The 20,215-nt window shown below is 64.2% G+C and carries 21 protein-coding genes; 13 read left to right on the forward strand and 8 right to left on the reverse strand.

Going from position 1 to position 20,215, the window contains the following annotated elements:
- The first annotated feature begins 55 nt into the window (after positions 1-55).
- The 8 genes from M3I54_RS06250 to M3I54_RS06285 all read left to right on the forward strand — a co-directional run bounded on the left by M3I54_RS06250 (position 56) and on the right by M3I54_RS06285 (position 6,753).
- The gene (locus M3I54_RS06250; protein ID WP_254333928.1) at positions 56-700 is read left to right on the forward strand and encodes a TIGR00645 family protein; all 645 of its coding nucleotides are present in this window, start codon (positions 56-58) and stop codon (positions 698-700) included.
- Between the two features lie 53 nt (positions 701-753).
- Entirely contained in the window at positions 754-2,277 is a 1,524-nt protein-coding gene (locus tag M3I54_RS06255; protein WP_254333929.1) for a fumarate hydratase, read from the forward strand.
- Between the two features lie 202 nt (positions 2,278-2,479).
- Positions 2,480-2,959, forward strand: a complete 480-nt coding sequence (gene bfr, locus M3I54_RS06260; RefSeq protein ID WP_110857464.1) for a bacterioferritin — start codon at positions 2,480-2,482, stop codon at positions 2,957-2,959.
- Positions 2,960-3,021: 62 nt separating this feature from the next.
- Entirely contained in the window at positions 3,022-3,882 is an 861-nt protein-coding gene (murI, locus tag M3I54_RS06265; protein ID WP_254333932.1) for a glutamate racemase, read from the forward strand.
- Between the two features lie 364 nt (positions 3,883-4,246).
- On the forward strand, positions 4,247-4,501 hold the full coding sequence (locus tag M3I54_RS06270; RefSeq protein ID WP_254333934.1) for a bacterioferritin-associated ferredoxin: 255 nt from the start codon (positions 4,247-4,249) through the stop codon (positions 4,499-4,501).
- Positions 4,502-4,789: 288 nt separating this feature from the next.
- Positions 4,790-5,521 (forward strand): energy transducer TonB, encoded by a 732-nt coding sequence (locus M3I54_RS06275; protein ID WP_254333936.1) that lies wholly within the window; start codon positions 4,790-4,792, stop codon positions 5,519-5,521.
- 47 nt (positions 5,522-5,568) lie between these two features.
- Positions 5,569-6,315: a MotA/TolQ/ExbB proton channel family protein gene (locus M3I54_RS06280; RefSeq protein WP_254333938.1), complete on the forward strand. Its 747-nt coding sequence runs from the start codon at positions 5,569-5,571 to the stop codon at positions 6,313-6,315.
- Positions 6,316-6,333: 18 nt separating this feature from the next.
- The gene (locus M3I54_RS06285; protein ID WP_254333940.1) at positions 6,334-6,753 is read left to right on the forward strand and encodes a biopolymer transporter ExbD; all 420 of its coding nucleotides are present in this window, start codon (positions 6,334-6,336) and stop codon (positions 6,751-6,753) included.
- Positions 6,754-7,170: 417 nt separating this feature from the next.
- Here the strand turns inward: M3I54_RS06285 and M3I54_RS06290 are convergent, their stop codons facing one another.
- A complete protein-coding gene (locus M3I54_RS06290; RefSeq protein ID WP_254333942.1) occupies positions 7,171-8,211 on the reverse strand; it encodes a LysR family transcriptional regulator in 1,041 nt (346 codons plus the stop codon).
- 121 nt (positions 8,212-8,332) lie between these two features.
- Between M3I54_RS06290 and M3I54_RS06295 the strand changes: the two genes are divergently transcribed.
- The 4 genes from M3I54_RS06295 (at position 8,333) to hemP (ending at position 10,707) form a co-directional block, all read left to right on the forward strand.
- A complete protein-coding gene (locus M3I54_RS06295; RefSeq protein WP_254333944.1) occupies positions 8,333-9,214 on the forward strand; it encodes a pirin family protein in 882 nt (293 codons plus the stop codon).
- A 136-nt stretch (positions 9,215-9,350) separates the two neighbouring features.
- Positions 9,351-9,749 (forward strand): OsmC family protein, encoded by a 399-nt coding sequence (locus M3I54_RS06300; RefSeq protein WP_254333946.1) that lies wholly within the window; start codon positions 9,351-9,353, stop codon positions 9,747-9,749.
- Between the two features lie 39 nt (positions 9,750-9,788).
- Positions 9,789-10,274: an SRPBCC family protein gene (locus M3I54_RS06305; protein ID WP_254333948.1), complete on the forward strand. Its 486-nt coding sequence runs from the start codon at positions 9,789-9,791 to the stop codon at positions 10,272-10,274.
- Between the two features lie 172 nt (positions 10,275-10,446).
- Positions 10,447-10,707: a hemin uptake protein HemP gene (hemP, locus tag M3I54_RS06310; protein WP_254333950.1), complete on the forward strand. Its 261-nt coding sequence runs from the start codon at positions 10,447-10,449 to the stop codon at positions 10,705-10,707.
- A 325-nt stretch (positions 10,708-11,032) separates the two neighbouring features.
- Here the strand turns inward: hemP and M3I54_RS06315 are convergent, their stop codons facing one another.
- The 6 genes from M3I54_RS06315 to uvrB form a co-directional block, all read right to left on the reverse strand.
- Complete coding sequence (locus M3I54_RS06315) at positions 11,033-11,440, reverse strand: heme-binding protein (RefSeq protein WP_254333952.1); 408 nt, start codon at positions 11,438-11,440, stop codon at positions 11,033-11,035.
- Positions 11,441-11,582: 142 nt separating this feature from the next.
- On the reverse strand, positions 11,583-13,010 hold the full coding sequence (locus M3I54_RS06320; protein WP_254333954.1) for a 4Fe-4S binding protein: 1,428 nt from the start codon (positions 13,008-13,010) through the stop codon (positions 11,583-11,585).
- A complete protein-coding gene (locus tag M3I54_RS06325; RefSeq protein WP_254333956.1) occupies positions 13,007-13,852 on the reverse strand; it encodes an FTR1 family protein in 846 nt (281 codons plus the stop codon). The genes M3I54_RS06320 and M3I54_RS06325 overlap by 4 nt, the downstream gene beginning before the upstream one ends.
- 52 nt (positions 13,853-13,904) lie before the next feature.
- Positions 13,905-14,258: a cupredoxin domain-containing protein gene (locus M3I54_RS06330; protein ID WP_028208431.1), complete on the reverse strand. Its 354-nt coding sequence runs from the start codon at positions 14,256-14,258 to the stop codon at positions 13,905-13,907.
- Positions 14,259-14,340: 82 nt separating this feature from the next.
- The gene (locus tag M3I54_RS06335; RefSeq protein ID WP_254333958.1) at positions 14,341-14,889 is read right to left on the reverse strand and encodes an iron transporter; all 549 of its coding nucleotides are present in this window, start codon (positions 14,887-14,889) and stop codon (positions 14,341-14,343) included.
- Positions 14,890-15,207: 318 nt separating this feature from the next.
- Entirely contained in the window at positions 15,208-17,289 is a 2,082-nt protein-coding gene (gene uvrB / locus M3I54_RS06340; RefSeq protein WP_254333960.1) for an excinuclease ABC subunit UvrB, read from the reverse strand.
- Positions 17,290-17,613: 324 nt separating this feature from the next.
- On the opposite strand from uvrB, the gene M3I54_RS06345 reads away from it, so the two are divergent.
- Positions 17,614-18,813 carry an amino acid aminotransferase gene (locus M3I54_RS06345; RefSeq protein WP_254333962.1) on the forward strand — a complete coding sequence of 400 codons (1,200 nt, stop codon included), beginning with the start codon at positions 17,614-17,616 and terminating at the stop codon, positions 18,811-18,813.
- Between the two features lie 124 nt (positions 18,814-18,937).
- Here the strand turns inward: M3I54_RS06345 and M3I54_RS06350 are convergent, their stop codons facing one another.
- Positions 18,938-20,203 carry a patatin-like phospholipase family protein gene (locus M3I54_RS06350; protein WP_254333963.1) on the reverse strand — a complete coding sequence of 422 codons (1,266 nt, stop codon included), beginning with the start codon at positions 20,201-20,203 and terminating at the stop codon, positions 18,938-18,940.
- Positions 20,204-20,215 lie beyond the last annotated feature (12 nt).

The following is a 20,215-nucleotide window of genomic DNA, read 5'->3' on the forward strand; positions in this document are numbered from 1 at the left end:
CATTTAGGCAGCCCCACTTAGGCAGCCCCGCCCCATTTCGCCACCGTGATTGCCCATGTCCGCCGCACGCCCCCAGCCGCCTTCCGCCGCCGCACCGGGTAAAGCCCGTCGCCGCATGCGTCCGTTGCCCAGCATCATCTTCATGAGCCGCTGGCTGCAGGTGCCGCTCTATCTGGGCCTGATCGTCGCGCAAGCCGTGTACTGCGTGCTGTTCCTCAAGGAGGTCTGGCACCTCGTGAGCCACGCCACCACGCTCGACGAAACCAGCATCATGCTGGCCGTGCTCGGCCTGATCGACGTAGTGATGATCTCGAACCTGCTCATCATGGTGATCGTGGGCGGCTACGAGACCTTCGTCTCGCGCCTGAATCTCGAAGGCCATCCCGACGAGCCCGAATGGCTCGACCACGTGAACGCCGGCGTGCTCAAGGTGAAGCTCGCCATGGCGCTCATCAGCATTTCGTCGATCCACCTGCTCAAGACCTTCATTAATCCCGACGCCGCTTCGGCGCATACGGTGATGTGGCAGGTGATCATTCACGTGGCGTTCCTCGCTTCCGCGCTCGTGATGGCGTGGATCGACCGCATCACCACGCATACGCACCCCGAACACTATCAGGAGCTCGCCGCGCGCCATCCGGTGCCAGGCGGGCACGCCGCTGCGCGTCGCGCGGTTCCCGAGCCCGCCGAGTCCGACTGAACAGCGCACGCGGCACACATTATTCAAAACACCCGTCCCCACAGAAGCTAGCCATGACCGTCATCAAACAGGAAGACCTCATCCAGAGCATTGCGGATTCGCTGCAATACATCAGCTACTACCATCCGCAGGACTACATCGAGGCGCTCGGCCGCGCCTACGAGCTCGAAGAGAGCCCGGCCGCGAAGGACGCGATCGCCCAGATCCTCACCAACAGCCGCATGTGCGCCGAGGGCAAGCGCCCGATCTGCCAGGACACCGGCATCGTCACGATCTTCGTGAAGGTCGGCATGGACGTGCGTTGGGACGGCGCCACGATGGGCGTGACCGACATGATCAACGAAGGCGTGCGCCGCGGTTACCTGAACCCGGACAACGTGCTGCGCGCCTCGATCGTGAACCCGCCCGAAGGCGGCCGCAAGAACACGAAGGACAACACGCCGGCCGTGATCCACTACGAGATCGTGCCGGGCGACAAGGTCGATGTTCAGGTTGCGGCCAAGGGCGGCGGCTCGGAGAACAAGTCGAAGTTCGTGATGCTGAACCCGTCCGACTCGATCGTCGACTGGGTGCTCAAGACCGTGCCGACGATGGGCGCCGGCTGGTGCCCGCCGGGCATGCTCGGCATCGGCATCGGCGGCACCGCTGAAAAGGCGATGCTGATGGCGAAGGAATCGCTCATGGAGTCGATCGACATCCAGGAGATCATCAAGCGCGGTCCGAAGGACTGGGTCGAAGAACTGCGCGTCGAACTGCACGAGAAGGTCAACGCGCTCGGCATCGGCGCACAAGGTCTGGGCGGTCTCGCCACCGTGCTCGACGTCAAGATCATGGCCACGGCCACGCACGCGGCTTCGAAGCCCGTCGCGATGATCCCGAACTGCGCCGCCACGCGCCACGCGCACTTCGTGCTCGACGGCACGGGCCCGGCCAGGCTCGAAGCGCCCTCGCTCGACGCATGGCCGAAGGTCAACTGGGAACCGAACACGGAAACGAGCAAGCGCGTCGACCTCAACACGCTCACGCCGGAAGAAGTCGCTTCGTGGAAGCCGGGCCAGACGCTGCTGCTCTCGGGCAAGATGCTCACGGGCCGCGACGCCGCGCACAAGCGCATCGCCGACATGCTCGCCCGTGGCGAGACGCTGCCCGTCGACTTCAAGAACCGCGTGATTTACTACGTCGGCCCGGTCGATCCGGTGCGCGACGAAGTGGTCGGCCCGGCAGGTCCCACCACGGCCACGCGCATGGACAAGTTCACGGAGCTGATGCTCTCGCAAACGGGCCTCATCTCGATGGTCGGCAAGGCTGAGCGCGGCCCGGTCGCCATCGAGGCGATCAAGAAGCACAAGGCGGCTTACCTGATGGCGGTGGGCGGCGCGGCTTACCTCGTGTCGAAGGCAATCCGCGGCTCGAAGGTCCTCGCGTTCGAAGACCTCGGCATGGAAGCCATCTACGAGTTCGACGTGCAGGATATGCCGGTGACGGTCGCCGTGGATTCGTCGGGCACCTCGGTCCACAAGACCGGCCCCGCCGAATGGCAGGCAAAGATCGGCAAGATTCCGGTCGCCACGGTTTGATGCCTGCCTGATGCCTGTTTAAAAACCGGGGCCGCGCGCCCCGGTTTTTTTTTGCGTCACGCAAAGCGTACTGAGATTAATTCTCAGCACTGAGTAAATCGCCGATATTTACCGCAATTCAACGTAGATTCGGCCTTGGCTTTTGTGTATTGAGCGTTTATTGTTGGAAACCAGTCACCGCCCCACAAAGAAAGGAAAGACTATGCAAGGCGACAAGAAAGTCATCGAATATCTGAACGCGCAGCTCAAGAACGAGCTCACGGCTATCAATCAGTATTTCCTGCATGCCCGCATGTACAAGCACTGGGGCCTCGAGAAACTCGGCAAGCATGAATATGACGAATCGATCGGCGAAATGAAACATGCCGATATGCTCATCGAGCGGATTTTCATGCTCGACGGTCTGCCGAACCTCCAGGACCTGCATAAGCTGCTGATTGGCGAGGAAACCAAGGAAATTCTCGAGTGCGATTTGAAGCTCGAACAGATTTCGCAGTCCACCTGCAAGGAAGCCATTGTTTATTGCGAATCGGTACGCGACTTTGTTTCGCGCGAGATTTTCGTGACGATTCTCGAAGACACCGAAGAGCACATCGACTGGCTCGAAACGCAGATCGACCTCATCGGCAAGATCGGCATCCAGAATTACCAGCAGTCGGCCATGGGTTCGGTAGAATCCTGATCGCACGCCGCGCGCATCCGTCCGCCTTGCGGGTGCGCCCCAACCCTTTTGCGCCCATCCCCGTGAACCTACCGGCCACTTCCAGCGCTGCGCCTGTCGGCATCTTCGACTCCGGCCTCGGCGGCCTTTCGGTGCTGCGCGCCGTGCGCGCGCTGCTGCCCGCGGAACGGCTCGTGTATGCCGCCGACTCGCGCTACGCCCCCTACGGCCAGCGAGACGACGACTTCATCGCAGACCGCACGCTCGCGATCTGCGAATGGCTCGTGGCGCAGGGCGCGAAGGCGTTGGTGGTGGCCTGCAACACGGCCACGGCGCAGTCGATCGCGCTCGTGCGCGAGCGGCTCGCCATCCCGCTCATCGGAGTAGAGCCGGGGATCAAGCCCGCGGCGCTGGTTTCGAAATCGCGCGTAGCCGGCGTCCTTGCCACCCAGGTCACGCTACGCAGCGCGCGCTTTCAGGCGCTCGTGGAGCGCCACGCGGCCGACCTGCGCGTGCTGTGCCAGCCGGGCCATGGCCTCGTGGAGGCCGTGGAGCGCTGCGACATCGGTTCGGCCGAATTGCTCGCGCTGCTGCGCGCGTACGTCGAGCCCATGCTCGACGCGGGCGCGGACACGCTCGTGCTCGGCTGCACGCACTACCCATTTCTCGACGCGGCGATCCGCGCGATCGTCGGCGAACGCATGACGCTCGTCGACACGAGCGTCGCCATCGCCCGGCAGCTCGAACGCGTGCTCGACCAGCACGGCCTGCGCGCGAGCGGCGAGCCCGCTGGTGCGGGCGGCAACGACATTCGCTTCTGCTCGACGAGCGACGGCGCGCACTTGCACGAACTGGCAGCCGCGCTGCTTGGTCTCGACGCCGATGTCGAGCGCGTGGCCATCCCCTCGCGCCGCACGCGGCAGCTGGAAGCGAACGCGGCCTGACGCGCCGGCGCCACGCCGGGCGCGATTCGAGGTTTGCGATTCGCCCCTCGCCCGGGAGTTGGCGTTTCAACCCCGTTTCGGCGCACCTGACTGACCTGCCTCGTCCAGTCTGGCTCCCGCCAAAAGCGCGCTGGCAGCCTCCGGCGGCAATGCACAACCCCACGGGCACTCACGCCAAGACCAACCGCAGGCCGGCCCGCTAAAGGCCTTGGCGAGCGCCCCATCCTTGCCCGCCTTTTCCTGACGCAAAGCAAAACCCCTGTTAAGCCTCCGGTTTTGTTACAAAAAATCCGTCTACCCGCTTGCCAAACCCAGCAAACATAATGATAATAATTCGCATTAACTCTCTCTATAGCGGTCCATCATGATTGTCTGCGTTTGCAAATCCGTCTCCGACCGGACGATCCGCGCCTCTATCCAGGAAGGCATGGATTCTTTCGACGAGCTGCAGTTCGAGCTCGGCGTCGCGACCTGCTGCGGCAAGTGCGAAGAATCCGTACGCGACGTGATGGCGCAAAGCGGTGTCTGTGCGAGCCGCTGCGGGGTAACGCAACCGGCGCACCCCGCCGTGGTCCCCCATGCGGCTCCGCTCACGTTTTACGAGCGCAAGGCTGCCTGAAGCCATGGCGCGCATCCGGCCACCGATGCGCGCCCGCCCCGTCCGCCCGCTTAGCCAAAGGCGCCTCAGGCGCCACGCGCCGCGGACATCAAACCGCTGCCGACAGCAAGCCCGTCTTCCGACCAGCCAGCTACCGCTCGTGACCCTCAAAGGAGGTCGTGATGGAATTGCTGATCGGATTCGTAACGACGTTGTGCATCTCGCTGTTGATCTTTCGCAAATAAAGCTGCCCGACACGACGCGCCGGTTCGCCTGCGCGCCGTCGTCCGCATGGCAGCCACGCTAAACATGCAGGCTTTCCAAACCACCGCTGGCACGCTGCCGTCTCCCTCCGTTCGCGTCAATCGTCGTGTCGTCACTGCGAGCGCGATCGTGGTCGCGCTGCATGCCGCGCTCATCGGCGTCGTGCTGATGAAGCGCGAACCCGTGACGCCCGTCGCGCTCCAGTCGCAGACGATGACGGCCGAACTGCTCAAGCCCGAGCCAGTCGCCGCCCCCGCTGCGATTCAGTCCACGCCCACGCCGCCGAAGCCGTTGCCGGTCCCGCACGTGACGCGCGAGAAGCCGAAGGTTCAGCCCAAGCCCAAGCCAACTCCGTTGCCCGTGGCCGAAGCGCCCTCGCAGCACGCGATCGAGTCGGCCGCGGCCGCCGCGCCCACGCCGCCGGCTCCCACCCCGCCCGCTCCCGCACCGCAAGCCGCGGCGGCCACCGACGCCAAGCCGACCATGGCGCTGTCGGCGCCGAAGAACGTATCGCACCTCGACTGCCGCATCGTGCAGCCCGACTACCCGACGCTCTCGCGCCGGCGCGGCGAAACCGGCACGGCATTCGTGCACTTCGTCGTGGGCCTCACGGGCAAGATCGAGAACATCGAGCTGAGGAAGACGAGCGGCTCCACCCGCCTCGACGAAGCCGCGCTCGACGCGATGCGCCAAAGCTCGTGCAAGCCGTACCTGGAAAACGGCGAAGCCGTCCGCGCGGCCTACACGCAACCATTCGAGTTCAGCCTGAACAATTGACCGGTTGAAGCCACACGCTTTCATGAATTGAATCAAGAGGACTAAGAATGCAGAACTACGGTATCGCCCACGTCTGGGCGCAAGGGGATTTCGTGACGCGCGGCATCGCGCTCGCGCTGTTGATCATGTCGGTGCTGTCGTGGTGCGTGATCGTCGTGAAGGGCTGGAATGTCGCGCGCCTGAAGCGCCTCACGAAGAACGCAGAACAGCAGTTCTGGCATTCGGACGATCTCGCCGACGGCGTGAAGAAGCTCGGCAGCGGCTCGCGCGAAGACAACCCGTTCCTCGCGCTTGCGCTTTCTGGCCAGGAAGCCGCCGATCACCATCACCAGACGCAGCCGCGTCTGCACGACCGCATGGACGTGTCGGACTGGGTCACGCGCTGCCTGAAGGACACGATGGACGAGTCGGTCGCGAAGATGCAAAGCGGCCTGGCCATTCTCGCCTCGATCGGCAGCACGGCGCCGTTCGTCGGTCTGTTCGGCACGGTGTGGGGCATCTATCACGCACTGCTTACGATTGGCGCGACGGGTCAAACCTCGATCGACGCCGTGGCCGGCCCGGTGGGCGAAGCGCTCATCATGACCGCCTTCGGCCTGTTCGTCGCGATTCCCGCCGTGCTCGGCTACAACGCCCTCACCCGTGCCAACAAGGCGATCGTCATGAAGCTCAACCGCTTCGCGCACGGCCTGCATGCCTTCTTCGTAACGGGCGCGCGCCTCACCTCCACCGCGCGTGGCGGCGCGAAGGAAGGCAACACGAGCAACCTGCGTGTCGCTGCGCGCAGTCACTAAAGAGCGGAGGCAAGCATCATGGCGATGAGCCCCTTTGCCAGCGACGACGACGATGGCCTGATGAACGAAATCAACATGACGCCGCTCGTCGACGTCATGTTGGTTCTGCTGATCGTTTTCATGGTGACGATTCCCGTGATCCGTCACGCCGTGAAGATCGACCTGCCGCATGCGAGCAGCCAGAAGGAAGACACCAAGCCCGCGCAGATCAACATCTCGATCGAAGCGGACGGCACCGTGCTGTGGGACGGCACGCAGGTCGACGACGCGGCGCTGAACCAGAAGATCGCAGCAGCGGCGCAAACTACGCCGCAACCGGAACTGCATCTGAACGCGGACCGAAAGGTGCAATACGAGCGCGTTGCCCAGGTGATGTCTGCCGCGCAAAGCGGCGGCCTCACGAAGCTCGGCTTCGTCACCGACCCTGCGCGTCACTGATCGCGTCGCTGCGCGCAGCACGCTTAATTCAGCGGTACAAAGTAAAAGGCCTTCATCGTCAGATGAAGGCCTTTTTTCGTGCGCACGCGGCGCATTCGGGCGGCGGCGGCGACTCCCCGACAATCGATCGGTTCACGCCGGCACATGCGACTGCCGTGGGCAACACGGACTGCGCTTTCGGCCCTGAAGGCCCACTATGATAGCGGCCATCAATTCCCACTCAAGACCGGTGCTTGGCGAGAAGGACTCCAATATATTCCTCTCGCTTCGCACCTTCAAGAGTTAGGCCATTGAATGTAGCGATGGCTGCTCGCGCTTGAATGCCTAAAAACAAATGGCGCTAAACGTTGTGCAGAAATGCACTGCGCAGGAAACCGGGCTTCGTACACGCGCACGTGCGTGCACGTTCGCAAAGCTTCATGCAGTTTCGATCTTGCTCGCGCTCTTTGTGCGCAAGAGCCCAACCTGCCCGCCGGGTGCATTCTGTCCTTCTGCGTGCCCTGCAAGCGCGGCGATGTCGCTTCTCAGCGGACATTCCTGCTGCAAGCCCTTATCGGCATCGAGTACTTCCACGAGGTAATCGACGAACGCACGCACGGCCGGAACCATGCCCTGGCGCGAGAGAAATACCGCATAGAGCTGCGGCACCGGCAGCGTCCAGCCCGGCATCACCGGTGAAAGCTTGCCCGAGCGCAGCGCGGCGCCGTACATCATCTCCGGCATGGCCGCGATGCCAAGGCCTTCCAGCGCCGCTTCACGGATCGTCGTGAGGTCCGCGGTGATGAGGCGCGGCTCGTGTTCGTGCGAGTGGCGCGTGCCATCGGGTGCGATGAGCTGGAATACGTGGCGGCCGTCGCCCGTGGGCGTGTCGAGCGTTTCGAAGCGCGTGAGGTCGTCGGGCGTGAGCGGCGGCGCGTTCTGCGCGAGCAGGCTCGGCGCACCCACCAGCATCTGCTCGGTGCGCCACAACGGACGCACCACGATATTGGCGTTCTGCGGCGGCTCCGAGCGCACGCGCAGCGCGATATCCACGGAATCTTCGAACAGGTCGATCACGCGGTTCGTCACGCGCATCACCACCCGCACCTCGGGGTAGCGATGCATGAATTCCGGAATGATCTGCGAAAAGATGGTCTGCGAAAGCGTGACGGGCACGCTCACGCGCACTGTGCCGCGCGGTGACGAACGCAGCGACTGAACGACGTTCACGGCGGCCTGCGCCTCGGCGAGCATCGAGCGGCAATGCTGGTAGAAGAGTTCGCCCGCTTCGGTGAGCGCGAGCTTGCGCGTAGAACGCTGCAACAGTCGCACGCCGAGCGAGGCCTCGAGTTCGCTCACCCGCCGCGACAGACGCGATTTCGAGATGCCGAGCACGCGTTCGGCAGCAGAAAAACCGCCATGCTCGATCACCTGCGAGAAGTACATCAGGTCGTTGAGGTTATGCGAATCGATTTTCATGTCGTCGTTCCAGCGATGGGACAATCCATTGCGATGTGGCGGTAAAACAGGCCAAATTGGCTACCTATAATAGCGGTTCGTTTCGCATATAACGCAATTCCCACAATTCGAGGTGATATCCATGACCACGACCCGTACGATCGAACGCGTTTATCCCGCGGTTCGCACCACCGAGGGTGGCGGATTCATCGTCCATCGGCCGTTTCCGACCCGCCAGCTGATGGACTTCGATCCGTTCCTGCTGCTCGACGAAATGGGCCCGACCGACTACGCCCCCGGCGAAGCCAAGGGCGCGCCCGACCACCCGCACCGCGGCTTCGAAACCGTCACCTATATGGTCGAAGGCCGCTTCGGCCACAAGGACTCGGCGGGCCATTCGGGCACGCTGCGCCCCGGCGACGTGCAATGGATGACGGCCGGCGCGGGCGTGATCCACAGCGAAATGCCCGACCCCGAATTCACGCGTACGGGCGGCCGCATGCATGGCCTGCAGTTGTGGGTAAATTTGCCCGCGCGCGACAAGATGATGGCGCCGCGCTACCAGGAACTGCCCACGGCGGAGATTCCGGTGGGCCGCTCGAAGGACGGCAAGGTCTCGGTGAAGGTGATCGCCGGCGAGGCGCTGGGCGTGCAGGCCGCGATCGAAACGCGCACGCCCATCCTCTACCAGCACTTCACGCTCGCGCCCGGCGCGCGCGTGGAGCAACCGGTGCCGAGCGAGTATCGCGTGTTTGCTTACGGTCTCTCGGGCACGGGTCTCTACGGGCCCGACGCGCAAGCGGTCGAAGCGCAGCAGATGGTGACCTTCGCGAGCAACGGCGACACCGTCACGCTCGCGGCCCCGGCTGACGCGAGCGCTCCGCTCGACGTCCTGTTGATCGGCGGCGTGCCGCTGAACGAGCCGGTCGTGCGCTACGGCCCGTTCGTGATGAATACGGAGCAGGAGATCCGCCAGGCCGTGCTCGACTATCAGGCCGGGCGCATGGGGCGCATCGCTCACTGAACCGGGTTGCGCAGCGACGCGGGTTTCCGAAGCATCGCTACAGGGCCGCCCGCTTTCCGTCACAATAAGGTTTCCGGGGCGCGCACCGCAGGTTGCGCGCCCGTCCCCCTTTAACCGTCCCGCCCGCGAGGAGCGCATGGCCGAACCCGCAGTCACCGCACACATTGGCTCGACGAACTACCAGGTCCAGTTCGACGACGGCACACACACCTGGATCGCCGACGAACCCGCCTCGCTCGGCGGCGGCGACCGCGGACCGTCGCCCTTCTCGCTCTTGCTCTCGAGCCTTGGCGCCTGCACCTCGATCACGCTGAAAATGTATGCGCAGCGCAAGGAGTGGCCGCTCGAAGGCGTACGCGTGAAGCTCACGATGGAAACCGGCACCGAGGGCACGAAGATCGACCGCCAGATCGTGCTCGAAGGCGCGCTCACCGAAGAGCAGCGCGAGCGCCTGCTGCAGATCGCCAACGCCTGCCCGGTCCACAAGGTCCTCACGAACACGATCACGATACGCACGGGTCTCGTCGTCGCCTGAGCGGCGGCGGCACGGACACAGATACAGGAAGGCGCCGCCTTGAATTTCGAACACCTCATCCAGATCAACGATCCGCTGAACCCGCTCGTAGAGGCCATGACGCGCGAGCAGCTCTGGGAAGGGCTCGTGCTGCGCGCCGAGCAGCCGCAGCTCTTCGTGATCGGGCTCGATAGCTGCACGATCCTCTTGCGCACCGAGAGCACGATGGAGCGCGAGTTGCACTATGGCCACGCCACGGTACGCGATCGCGTCACGCTCACGCCCAACGAAAGCGTACGCTACGACATCATGGCGACCGCCGAGTACGTGGGCGGCTCGCTCACGATGACGATCGAGCAGCCCGATCCGTTGCAGCTGTTTCTGCGCTTCGAGTACCGCACGACGCTCCCGACCGCCGATACCGAGGACGATCGGCAGACTTCCGAGATCGTGAAGTCGGCATATCGCGAGTCGGACATCGACACCGTGCGTCTCATTCGCCAGTTCGTGCAGGGCGACGGCAGCGCGCCGAACGCGCTGCACTGAAGCCCCGGCGATTGCCCGCCCTGCGCGGGACGGCAATCGCCCGTTCACGCTACTGCGCCCCGCTTCAGCTCAGGCTATCGGCGTTCGATTTCGATGAATATCTCGTAGTTGCAAATAGAAACGATTATCATTTAGAATTCATCCATCGAATCGAGACAAAGACGTCACGGTCATGACCGAACTGAACCGCTCCTCCACGCTAAGCTTGCGCCGAAACGGCAGCCCGGCATTGACCGGCCCGCGGCCGAAGCCGGCCGTCACACAGCCGAAGCCGCGCAAGAGCGCCGAGCCGGTGGTCGCCACGGCAGGCGACGACAGGAAACTGGATAGCGCGGCGCTGCTGCAAGGCCGCAGCCATGTGAGCATCATGCACAACGGCCAGACATATCAGTTGCGGGCCACCCGGCTCGGCAAGCTGATCCTGACGAAATAGGTTTCAAGCAGTTTTCAACCGGGTATTGTGGGGACCGCCTCCACCGAGAGGCGTTGAGGCATTAGCCAGCAACGACGGCTTGCACGCGAGATCTAGACCCCTTCGTGCAGACATCCTTCAAGCTTCAAGCCAGCCGTCGAAGCAAGCCACGCCATTTTTTTGTTCTCACCACTGTGTCGATCCGGAGTTGGCGCTTTAGCGCTTGCTCCGGTCTCATGCAAAGCACGGGGCGGCGCGCGAAGCGTGAGCCGCCCGATGCAAGAGCCGCGGCATCCGTCCGCGGCTCTTGTTTTTCTGGCGTCGTCAAGCGCGACGATGGATGGGCTTACTCCGCCCCAAGCGCCGCTATGCCCGCGCGCGCAATCGCAGCATCCTGGTCGGACTTCACGCCCGAGACCCCTACCGCGCCAATGACGTCGCCCTTCACGGTCACCGGTACGCCGCCTTCCAGCATGCCGGTGAGGGGCGCACTCAGGAACGCCGTGCGGCCCTGCTTGATCACGTCCTCGTACACCTTGCTCTCGCGGCGGCCCAGCGACGCGGTGCGGGCCTTGGCCACGGCGATCTCCGCGGTAACGGGCGGGGCGCCGTCGAGGCGGCGCAAATGCAGCAGATGGCCGCCATCATCGACGATGGCGATCGTCACGTTCCATTCATTCGAGCGGGCGTGCGCGACGGCTGCGTCGGCTACCCGGATCACGTCTTCATCGGTCAGTACTGCTCGCGTACGCATGCGTCTCTCCGAAAAGTCAAAAACCGGGTTTGGCGAAATCGCCAACCCGGTTTTGAGAGTAACACCCAGACTTGTGCCGCGACGCACTGATCCCTCGTATGTCGCCTATATCAGCGGCAGATGAAGAAACGCCGCAGCATGCTCAGCGCACCCAGCCCCAGAACATGAGCCACCACGCGCTGTCCACCACGGCGAGCGCGAGCGCGAAGCCCGCGAGCGCGAGCGCGCGCTGCCAGAACCGCGAACTGTAGCGCCCCGTTACGCGCCACGCGAGCCAGGCGCTCCAGAGGTTCGTGATGACCAGAATCGCAATGCGCACCTCGGCGGCCCAGTCGAGCGGCACGTGCTCCGCGCGCAGAAGCGAGAGGGTCGTCGCCGAAAGGCCGAGGAACACGCCCGCCCCCGCCAGCGGGATCAGCGACTGTGCGAAGTGATGCACACGCCGCAGCTCGAAACGCCCGAGCACGGCAGTCGAGCCCGCGAGGATCGCGAGCAGCACCGTGCCATAGACGAGCCCCGTCGCGACGATATAGCCAACGATCATCGCGCCGTCGAGCCACGAGAACACGTCGTTCTGCGCCGGGTAGTGGGTGAGCAGAAACCACGGCGCGTTGGTGTCGAGCGGCCAGGTGATGTCGCGGTCGATGAGCCAGCCCGCGAGCCACTGCTTGACGCCGATGAACCACGGCGAGCCCGTCCAGTGGAACGCGCCGATCGCCACGCCGAGCAGGCCGTAGAGAATCAGCGCCGTGTCCCACGCGCTGGCCTGGCTATCACCGAGTTCGACCACTTCTTCCGCGGGCGAGCGCCACGTGAGCGCGATGGCGTCGCGGTGGCCGCTGCAGCGACCGCACATGTGGCACTGCGCGGCGCCCTTCATGTTGCGCAGCGGCACGAGCGGCGCGCAGTTCACGGGAATCACGCGATGCCCGCCGTGCTCGCCGTGCGTGTAGGAGTTGCGCCAGGCGTCTTCGTCGACCTTGTAGCGAAACGGCGCGAGACGCGCCAAAAGCGCAAACACCCCGTTCACGGGGCAGAGATACTTGCACCAGACGCGCTTCTCGCGCCCGTACAGAAAGCCGATCACCATCGCGCCGAGCGTCGATCCGCCCAGCACCAGCAACACCGCCTTGGGGTACTGGTAGACGCTCACCATTTGTCCGTAGATCGTGGTGAGACCGAAGGCCACAAAAGGCCAGCCGCCCCAGCGCATCCAGTGCGGGATGGCACGGCCGCGGCCAAACTTGCTGGCGAACTCGGTGAGCGCGCCCTCGGGGCAGAGCACGCCGCACCACACGCGGCCGAGCATCACCATCGAGAGCAGCACGAACGGCCACCAGATGCCCCAGAACACGAACTGCGCCGCGAGCGTGAGGTTGTTCCACAGGTGCGCCGTGTCGCCGGGCAGCGGCATCGCCGCCGGCACGAGAATCAGGAACACGTAGACAGCGACCACGACCCACTGCACGGCGCGGATCGCCGCGCCGTGACGTTGCATCCACTGGCCCGCCTGGGCGAGCTTGCCAGGGCGCCCGTATGCCTGCGTCGGGCGAGCGGATGCACAACTCATGCTGCCTTCCTCTTCACAACCGCGCCCGCGCCGCCGGCGGCGCGCCGCACGAGGAACCACACCACGAGCCAGTACGCGGCATAGGCGATCAGGTTCATGAGCGCCGGATGCGCGCGGTAGCCCGTGAGCGTCGCGACGAGCGAGCCGAAGGTGCTCGAGTCGTCGAGGATTGCCGAGGAGTTCCATACCTGGTCGACGACGGTCGGCAGGATTTCCTTGTCGATCAGCTTGTCCACGCCGGTCTGGAACAGGCCCGCGCCGAGGAACAACAGCATGATCTCAGTGATGCGGAAGAAGTGCCGCCACGAGAAGATCTTGCCGCCCAGCTGAAGGAGATAGAACGTGAGGAACGCAAGCGCGAGGCCGATCAGCACCGCGAAGTACTGACTCGCATCCACGTGGCCCGACTGGCCGAAGCCGAGGCCGTAGAGAAAGATCACCGTCTCGCTGCCCTCGCGCGCGATGGCAAGCGCGACGAGAATCGTCACGCCCCACCAGTTCGCGTCGCGCGTGCTCTTTTCCAGCGACTCTTCCATCTCGCGCTTGAGCGTGCGCCCGTGCTGCTTCATCCACAGCACCATCTGCACGATCAGCACGCACGCCACCAGCACCATGCCGGCCTGGAAGTAGTCCTGCGCGTCGCCCGACAGCACTTCGGTGAAGCCGACCAGCGCCGCGCCGAGGCCGATGGCGGCAAGTATGCCGAGCGCCACGCCGCCCCACAGGTACGGCACACCGCGCCGCGCATCCGCGTCGCCGTTTTTCAGCCACGCATAAAGAATCCCGACGACGAGCAGCGCCTCGACGCTCTCCCGCCACACGATGAAGATCACCTGACCCATTCAACACCTCCTGCTACCGGCGATACGCGCCAGCGGCCTGACTTCGCAACGCTCATTTGGCGACAATCACGCCCTGCGCCTGCTGATGGAAATCGTCGAAGAACTTGTACTCGCCCGGATCGAGCGGCGCGATCACGACGAACGAGTCCGCGCCCGGCGCGAGCACCTTCTCCTTGCGCAGCTGAACGCTCTCGAACTCCGCCGCGCCCTTGCCCGTATTGCGCACCTCGATCTTGATGCGCTTGCCTGCCGGCACTTCGATGCGCGCGGGGTTGAGCTTGCCGTCGGTCATTTCGAGCTTGAACGTGGGCAGATCTTCGGCGTGCGCCGTCATGGCCACGCCCGCCAGCGACACCGCAAAAGACGCGCTGAGCGCGAGCGCCGCAAACTTCCGCATTCCAGTCATTGGTTTTACCTGCTCCTTGCTGCTATTCATGCGGCGGCGCTCCACGAGATGCGCGCCGCCGCCCGGGCTGCCTCGCGACGACTTAGTAACCGCCCTTCTTGCCGATACCCGCGAACGGGAAATCGTATTCCAGCGTGACCGGCTTGAACCACGGACCCACGCCCGTTTCCTTGTCGACGTGACGGCCGAACGCCATGTGGCCCGTCTGCATCGGCGCGTCCACGATCAGCTTGAGGTGGTACTTGCCGGGACCGGCCAGCTTCACGTTGTCGCCATAGTGCGGGCCGTCGTTCGCGACCATCGGCATCAGGTCGCCCTTTTGCACATAGCTCGAACCCGGCTTCGTCAGTTCGTAGTGAACCTGCAGATACGGCATCCAGTCGCCTTCGGCGAAGCCGGTCGGGTTGTTCTTGACCGCGTGGATGTCCGATTCGAGGTGAATATCGGAATCCGATGCCTTGCGCATCATGCCTTCCGGCTCCATCGTGATCGGCTGCAGATAGACCGCGCCGATCTCCATGCCGCCCTGGATAGCTTGCTTGCCGATCGGGTATTCGGCCGCATTGGCCGCAATTGCCGCCGTGGCGGCCGCGATGACGGCAGCGCCGCGCAAGAGAGTGTGAATCCGCATCGAAACTCCTGGTTTTTATATGAGGGTTACAACCCGCTGAGCCTGCCGCATGCACATGAAAAAGTTAATGCGAACAATTCTCAATAATGGCGGAGTTTAACACCGATGCAGATGAGGGACAAATTCAGCGCCACGAAAAGCCTCAGCGGAACAGGGTTTTAGCAGCGCTTGGTTAACACAGGCTTAGGACGCCTTGCAGCACGATTGCAGGGCCGCGAGTGCTCGAGAGGTAAATGGAATGAATTCTGGATCGAGGCAGGCGTAGAGCGACGTGCATGCCACCCTGCCAGCCCGAACTCACAGCCTGCTCGAAGCCTGTCAGATCGGATGGTCGCCCACGTTCGCCCCGAATACGCGCCGGCGCAGCACGGCGAGCTGGTCGCGCGTCTGCGCGGCTTTCTCGAATTCGAGGTTCTTCGCGTAGTCCATCATCTGCTTTTCGAGCTTCCTGATTTCCTTGGCGATCTGCTTCTCGGACATGTCCTCGAACTTCGCTCGCTCCTGCTCCTCGCGCAGTTCGGCGCGGGCGTCATCGACGTTGTAGACGCCGTCGATGATGTCCTTGATGCGCTTGACCACGCCGCGCGGCACGATGCCGTTCTCCTCGTTGAAGGTGATCTGCTTGGCGCGGCGGCGCTCGGTTTCGTCGATCGCTCGCCGCATCGAGTCGGTCATACGGTCGCCGTAGAGGATCGCCTTGCCGTTCACGTTGCGCGCAGCGCGGCCGATCGTCTGGATAAGCGAGCGCTCGGCGCGCAGGAAACCTTCCTTGTCGGCGTCGAGAATCGCCACGAGCGAGACCTCGGGAATGTCGAGGCCCTCGCGCAGCAGGTTGATGCCCACGAGCACGTCGAACGTGCCCAGACGCAGGTCGCGGAGGATCTCCACACGCTCGACCGTGTCGATGTCGCTGTGCAGATAGCGCACCTTCACGCCGTGGTCGGCCAGGAACTCGGTGAGCTGCTCGGCCATGCGCTTGGTGAGCGTGGTGACGAGCACGCGCTCGCCCACGGCAACGCGCTCATTGATCTCGCCGAGCACGTCGTCGACCTGCGTCGATGCGGGCCGCACTTCGATCATCGGGTCGACCAGGCCCGTGGGCCGCACGACCTGCTCGGCGATCTGCCCCGTCACCCTCTTCTCGTAGTCGGCCGGCGTGGCCGAGACGAACACGACCTGGCGCATCTTGCGCTCGAACTCGTTGAACTTGAGCGGCCGGTTGTCCAGCGCCGAAGGCAGCCGGAAGCCGTAATCGACGAGATTTTCCTTGCGCGCGCGGTCGCCGTTGTACATGCCGTTGAACTGGCCGATCAGCACGTGCGATTCGTCGAGGAACATCATGGCGTCGGTCGGCAGGTAATCGACGAGCGTGGGCGGCGGCTCGCCGGGCAGCGCGCCCGAAAAGTGCCGCGAGTAGTTCTCGATGCCCTTGCAGAAGCCCAGCTCCTGAAGCATTTCCAGATCGAAGCGCGTGCGCTGCTCGAGGCGCTGCGCCTCCACGAGCTTGCCTTCCGTATGGAAGAACTCGAGGCGCTCGCGCAATTCCGACTTGATGGTTTCGACGGCGCGCAGCACGGTCTCGCGCGGCGTGACGTAGTGCGACGACGGATACACCGTAAAGCGCGGAATCTTTTGGCGCACGCGGCCCGTGAGCGGATCGAACAGCTGCAGCGTTTCCACTTCGTCGTCGAACAGTTCCACGCGCACAGCCATTTCGGCGTGTTCGGCCGGGAAGATGTCGATGGTGTCGCCGCGCACGCGGAAGGTGCCGCGCTGGAAGTCCTGCTCATTGCGCGTGTATTGCATGGCGATCAGGCGCGCGATGACGTCGCGCTGGCCGAGCTTGTCGCCGTGGCGCAGCGTGAGAATCATCTGGTGATATTCGGACGGATTGCCGATACCGTAGATCGCCGAAACCGTCGCGACGATCACCACGTCGCGCCGCTCCATCAGGCTCTTGGTGGCCGAAAGCCGCATCTGCTCGATGTGCTCGTTGATCGACGAATCCTTCTCGATGAAGAGATCGCGCTGCGGCACATAGGCTTCCGGCTGGTAGTAGTCGTAGTACGAGACGAAGTACTCGACGGCGTTGCGCGGAAAGAACTCGCGGAATTCGGCGTAGAGCTGCGCGGCGAGCGTCTTGTTCGGCGCGAACACGATGGCCGGGCGGCCGAGGCGCGCGATGGTGTTCGCCATCGTGTAGGTCTTGCCCGAGCCCGTCACGCCGAGCAGGGTCTGGAACGAGAGCCCGTCTTCCACGCCTTCCACGAGCGTTTCGATGGCCGTAGGCTGGTCGCCGGCCGGCAGGTACGGCTGGTAGAGCTGAAACGGCGAGCCTTCGTACTGGACGAATTTCGACTCGTCGAGCGCGGGCGCTTCGGCGACGGTGTGGTCGGACATGGGGGGCATCCTGTGCGCGGAGCAAACAACTATTCTAGCGTCTCGCCGGAGCTTGCCGAGGGGCGAGCCTGGGGCGAGACGAGGTGGGCTGAGCCATAGATGGGGCGTAACGGCGGCGCTGCAAGGATCGCGCGTCGCAGGGCCGGCGAACGTCAGGCGAGCGCGCGCCAGAAATCGCCCAATCTTGCCGAAAATAGCCCTGAAAGCGGCGCGGAGAATGGCAATTCCGCGGAATTCCAGCTTGAGGATTCGCTACAATAGCCAGTTGCGTGGCCGGTGCAGCATGTGGCCCAACCGATCTTCCCTCACTTTTGCCGAACGATCATGTCCCTCTTTTCCGCTGTCGAACTCGCCCCCCGCGACCCGATCCTGGGTCTGAACGAAGCCTATAACGCCGATGCGCGCGCGACCAAGGTGAACCTCGGCGTGGGCGTGTACACCAACGAGGATGGCAAGATCCCGCTGCTGCGCGCGGTGCGCGAAGCAGAAAAGGCCCGCGTGGAAGCCGGTCTGCCGCGCGGCTATCTGCCGATCGAAGGTCTCGGCGCGTACGACGCCGCGGTGCAAAAGCTGCTGCTCGGCGACGACTCGCCGCTGATCGCCGCAGGCCGCGTCGTCACGGCGCAGGCGCTGGGCGGGACGGGGGCGCTCAAGATCGGCGCCGACTTCCTCAAGCGCGTGAATCCGAACGCCAAGGTCGCGATCAGCGACCCGAGCTGGGAAAACCACCGCGCGCTGTTCGAAAGCGCAGGTTTTGAAGTCGTCGCGTACCCGTACTACGACGCGCAGACCAACGGTGTGAATTTCGAAGGCATGCTGAGCGCGCTGAACGGCTACGCCGCCGGCACCGTCATCGTGCTGCACGCGTGCTGCCACAACCCGACCGGCGTGGACCTCACGATCGACCAGTGGAAGCAGGTCATCGAAGTCGTGAAGGCGCGTAACCTCGTGCCGTTCCTCGACATCGCCTATCAAGGCTTCGGCGACGGCATCGCGGAAGACGGCGAAGTCGTGCGCCTCTTCGCCGCTTCGGAACTCAACGTGTTCGTGTCGTCGTCGTTCTCGAAGTCGTTCTCGCTGTACGGCGAGCGCGTGGGCGCGCTGTCGATCCTCACGAGCAGCAAGGAAGAATCGTCGCGCGTGCTCTCGCAACTCAAGCGTGTGATCCGCACGAACTACTCGAACCCGCCGACGCACGGTGGCTCAGTGGTCGCAGCCGTGCTCGGCTCGGCCGACCTGCGCGCCATGTGGGAAACGGAACTCGGCGAAATGCGCAACCGCATCCGCGCGATGCGCACGGGCCTCGTCGAGCGCCTCACGGCCGCCGGCGTGGACCGCGACTTCAACTTCATCAACGTGCAGCGCGGCATGTTCTCGTACTCGGGCCTGACCGCGGCACAAGTCGACCGCCTGCGCGAAGAGTTCGGCATCTATGCCGTGAGCACGGGCCGCATCTGCGTGGCCGCGCTGAACACGCGCAACCTCGACGCCGTGGCGAGCGCGGTCGCACAAGTGCTGAAGTAAGGTCGTTCGCCAGCAAGACAGGCCACTGCGAAGCGGCTTGCATGGCGCGATAAAAAAGGCGTCCGTTCTTTCGAACGGACGCCTTTTTCTTTTGCGAAGGTTGCGGAAGACTTGCCGGAAAGCGTCAGCCCCCGTGGCCTCGCGAATCGCGATGGATATCGTGCGTGACGAAGCCCGAGTCGTTGTCCGGCTTGTCGAGCCAGCCCGGCTGCGCGAGCGAGGCGCGGATGTCCTGCAAACCGCTAGTCCAATGTTCGTGCATGGTCGAGAGGCCGAACTGGTAGTCCTTGAAGTGCCCCTCGTATTCCTTCTGCCGGTAGATGAGGTGGATCACGTTGTACTTCTTCGAGCAAGAAAGCTCGTCCGCCAGCGCGACCCACGGGTCATTGCGATGCTCTGGCGCGACGCGATCGAGGACCTCGCGCAGCACATGCCGGTAACGCTGCGAGCGCTGCAGGATATCGGTCACAAGGCGCGTGCGGCTCGAATACTGAATGTCCTTCACGCGGCCCTGCACGTCGATGAGGTTGTCCGGCACCGGCCCGCGCGCGCTCCAGAGATCGACCTGGAACGCGAGCGTGTCGCGCCGCGGCGTGGTCTGGATCACCTCATAGAGCGGCGTGTTCGACATCAGGCCGCCGTCCCAGTAGTACTCGCCGTCGATCTCCACCGCCGCGAAGCCCGGCGGCAGCGCGCCCGAGGCGATGAAATGCTCGGGACGCAACGTCGTGGTCTTGTTGTCGAAATAGACGAAGTTGCCGCTGCCGACATTGACCGCGCCCACTGAGACGCGCGTTTCGCCCGAGTTGATGCGCTCGAAGTCGCACAAGCGTTCCAGCGTGGCCTTGAGCGGCTTCGTGTCGTAGTAGCTGGCCGTTTCGGGCGAACCCGATCCATGGGGCAGCGGCGGCGGAAAGCGCGGCACGAAAAAGCCCTTCTGCCCTTCTACGATCGCGCCCGCCGCCTGCATGGCCGTGAAGGTCTTGCGCACGGCGGCATTCGAATTGAACAGCGCGTGCTCGACGAAAGGCGGCAACGGGAAGCTGAAGGCCGGCTGGCAGATCGTCTCCCAGAACTCGCGTAGCCGCGCCACGCGATGTTCGGGCGCATTGCCCGCGATGATGGCCGTATTGAGCGCGCCGATTGATATACCCGCGATCCAGTTGGGCGCGACGCCGGCCTCGACAAGCCCTTCGTATACGCCCGCCTGATACGCGCCGAGCGCGCCGCCCCCCTGCAGCGTAAGCGCGATGGTTTCCCACGCCTTGGCTTCCGCGCCGCAGTGCGAAACATGCGGCTGCGGTGCGTTGCCGATACGCGCGCCGGTATGCGCACCGACCTCGTCGTCGACTGCGCTCGACTGGACCTGCCCCTTCTTTCGTTGCGCCATTGCCGCGCCTCC

Source organism: Paraburkholderia sp. CNPSo 3274 (assembly GCF_024206475.1).
Lineage (GTDB): Bacteria > Pseudomonadota > Gammaproteobacteria > Burkholderiales > Burkholderiaceae > Paraburkholderia.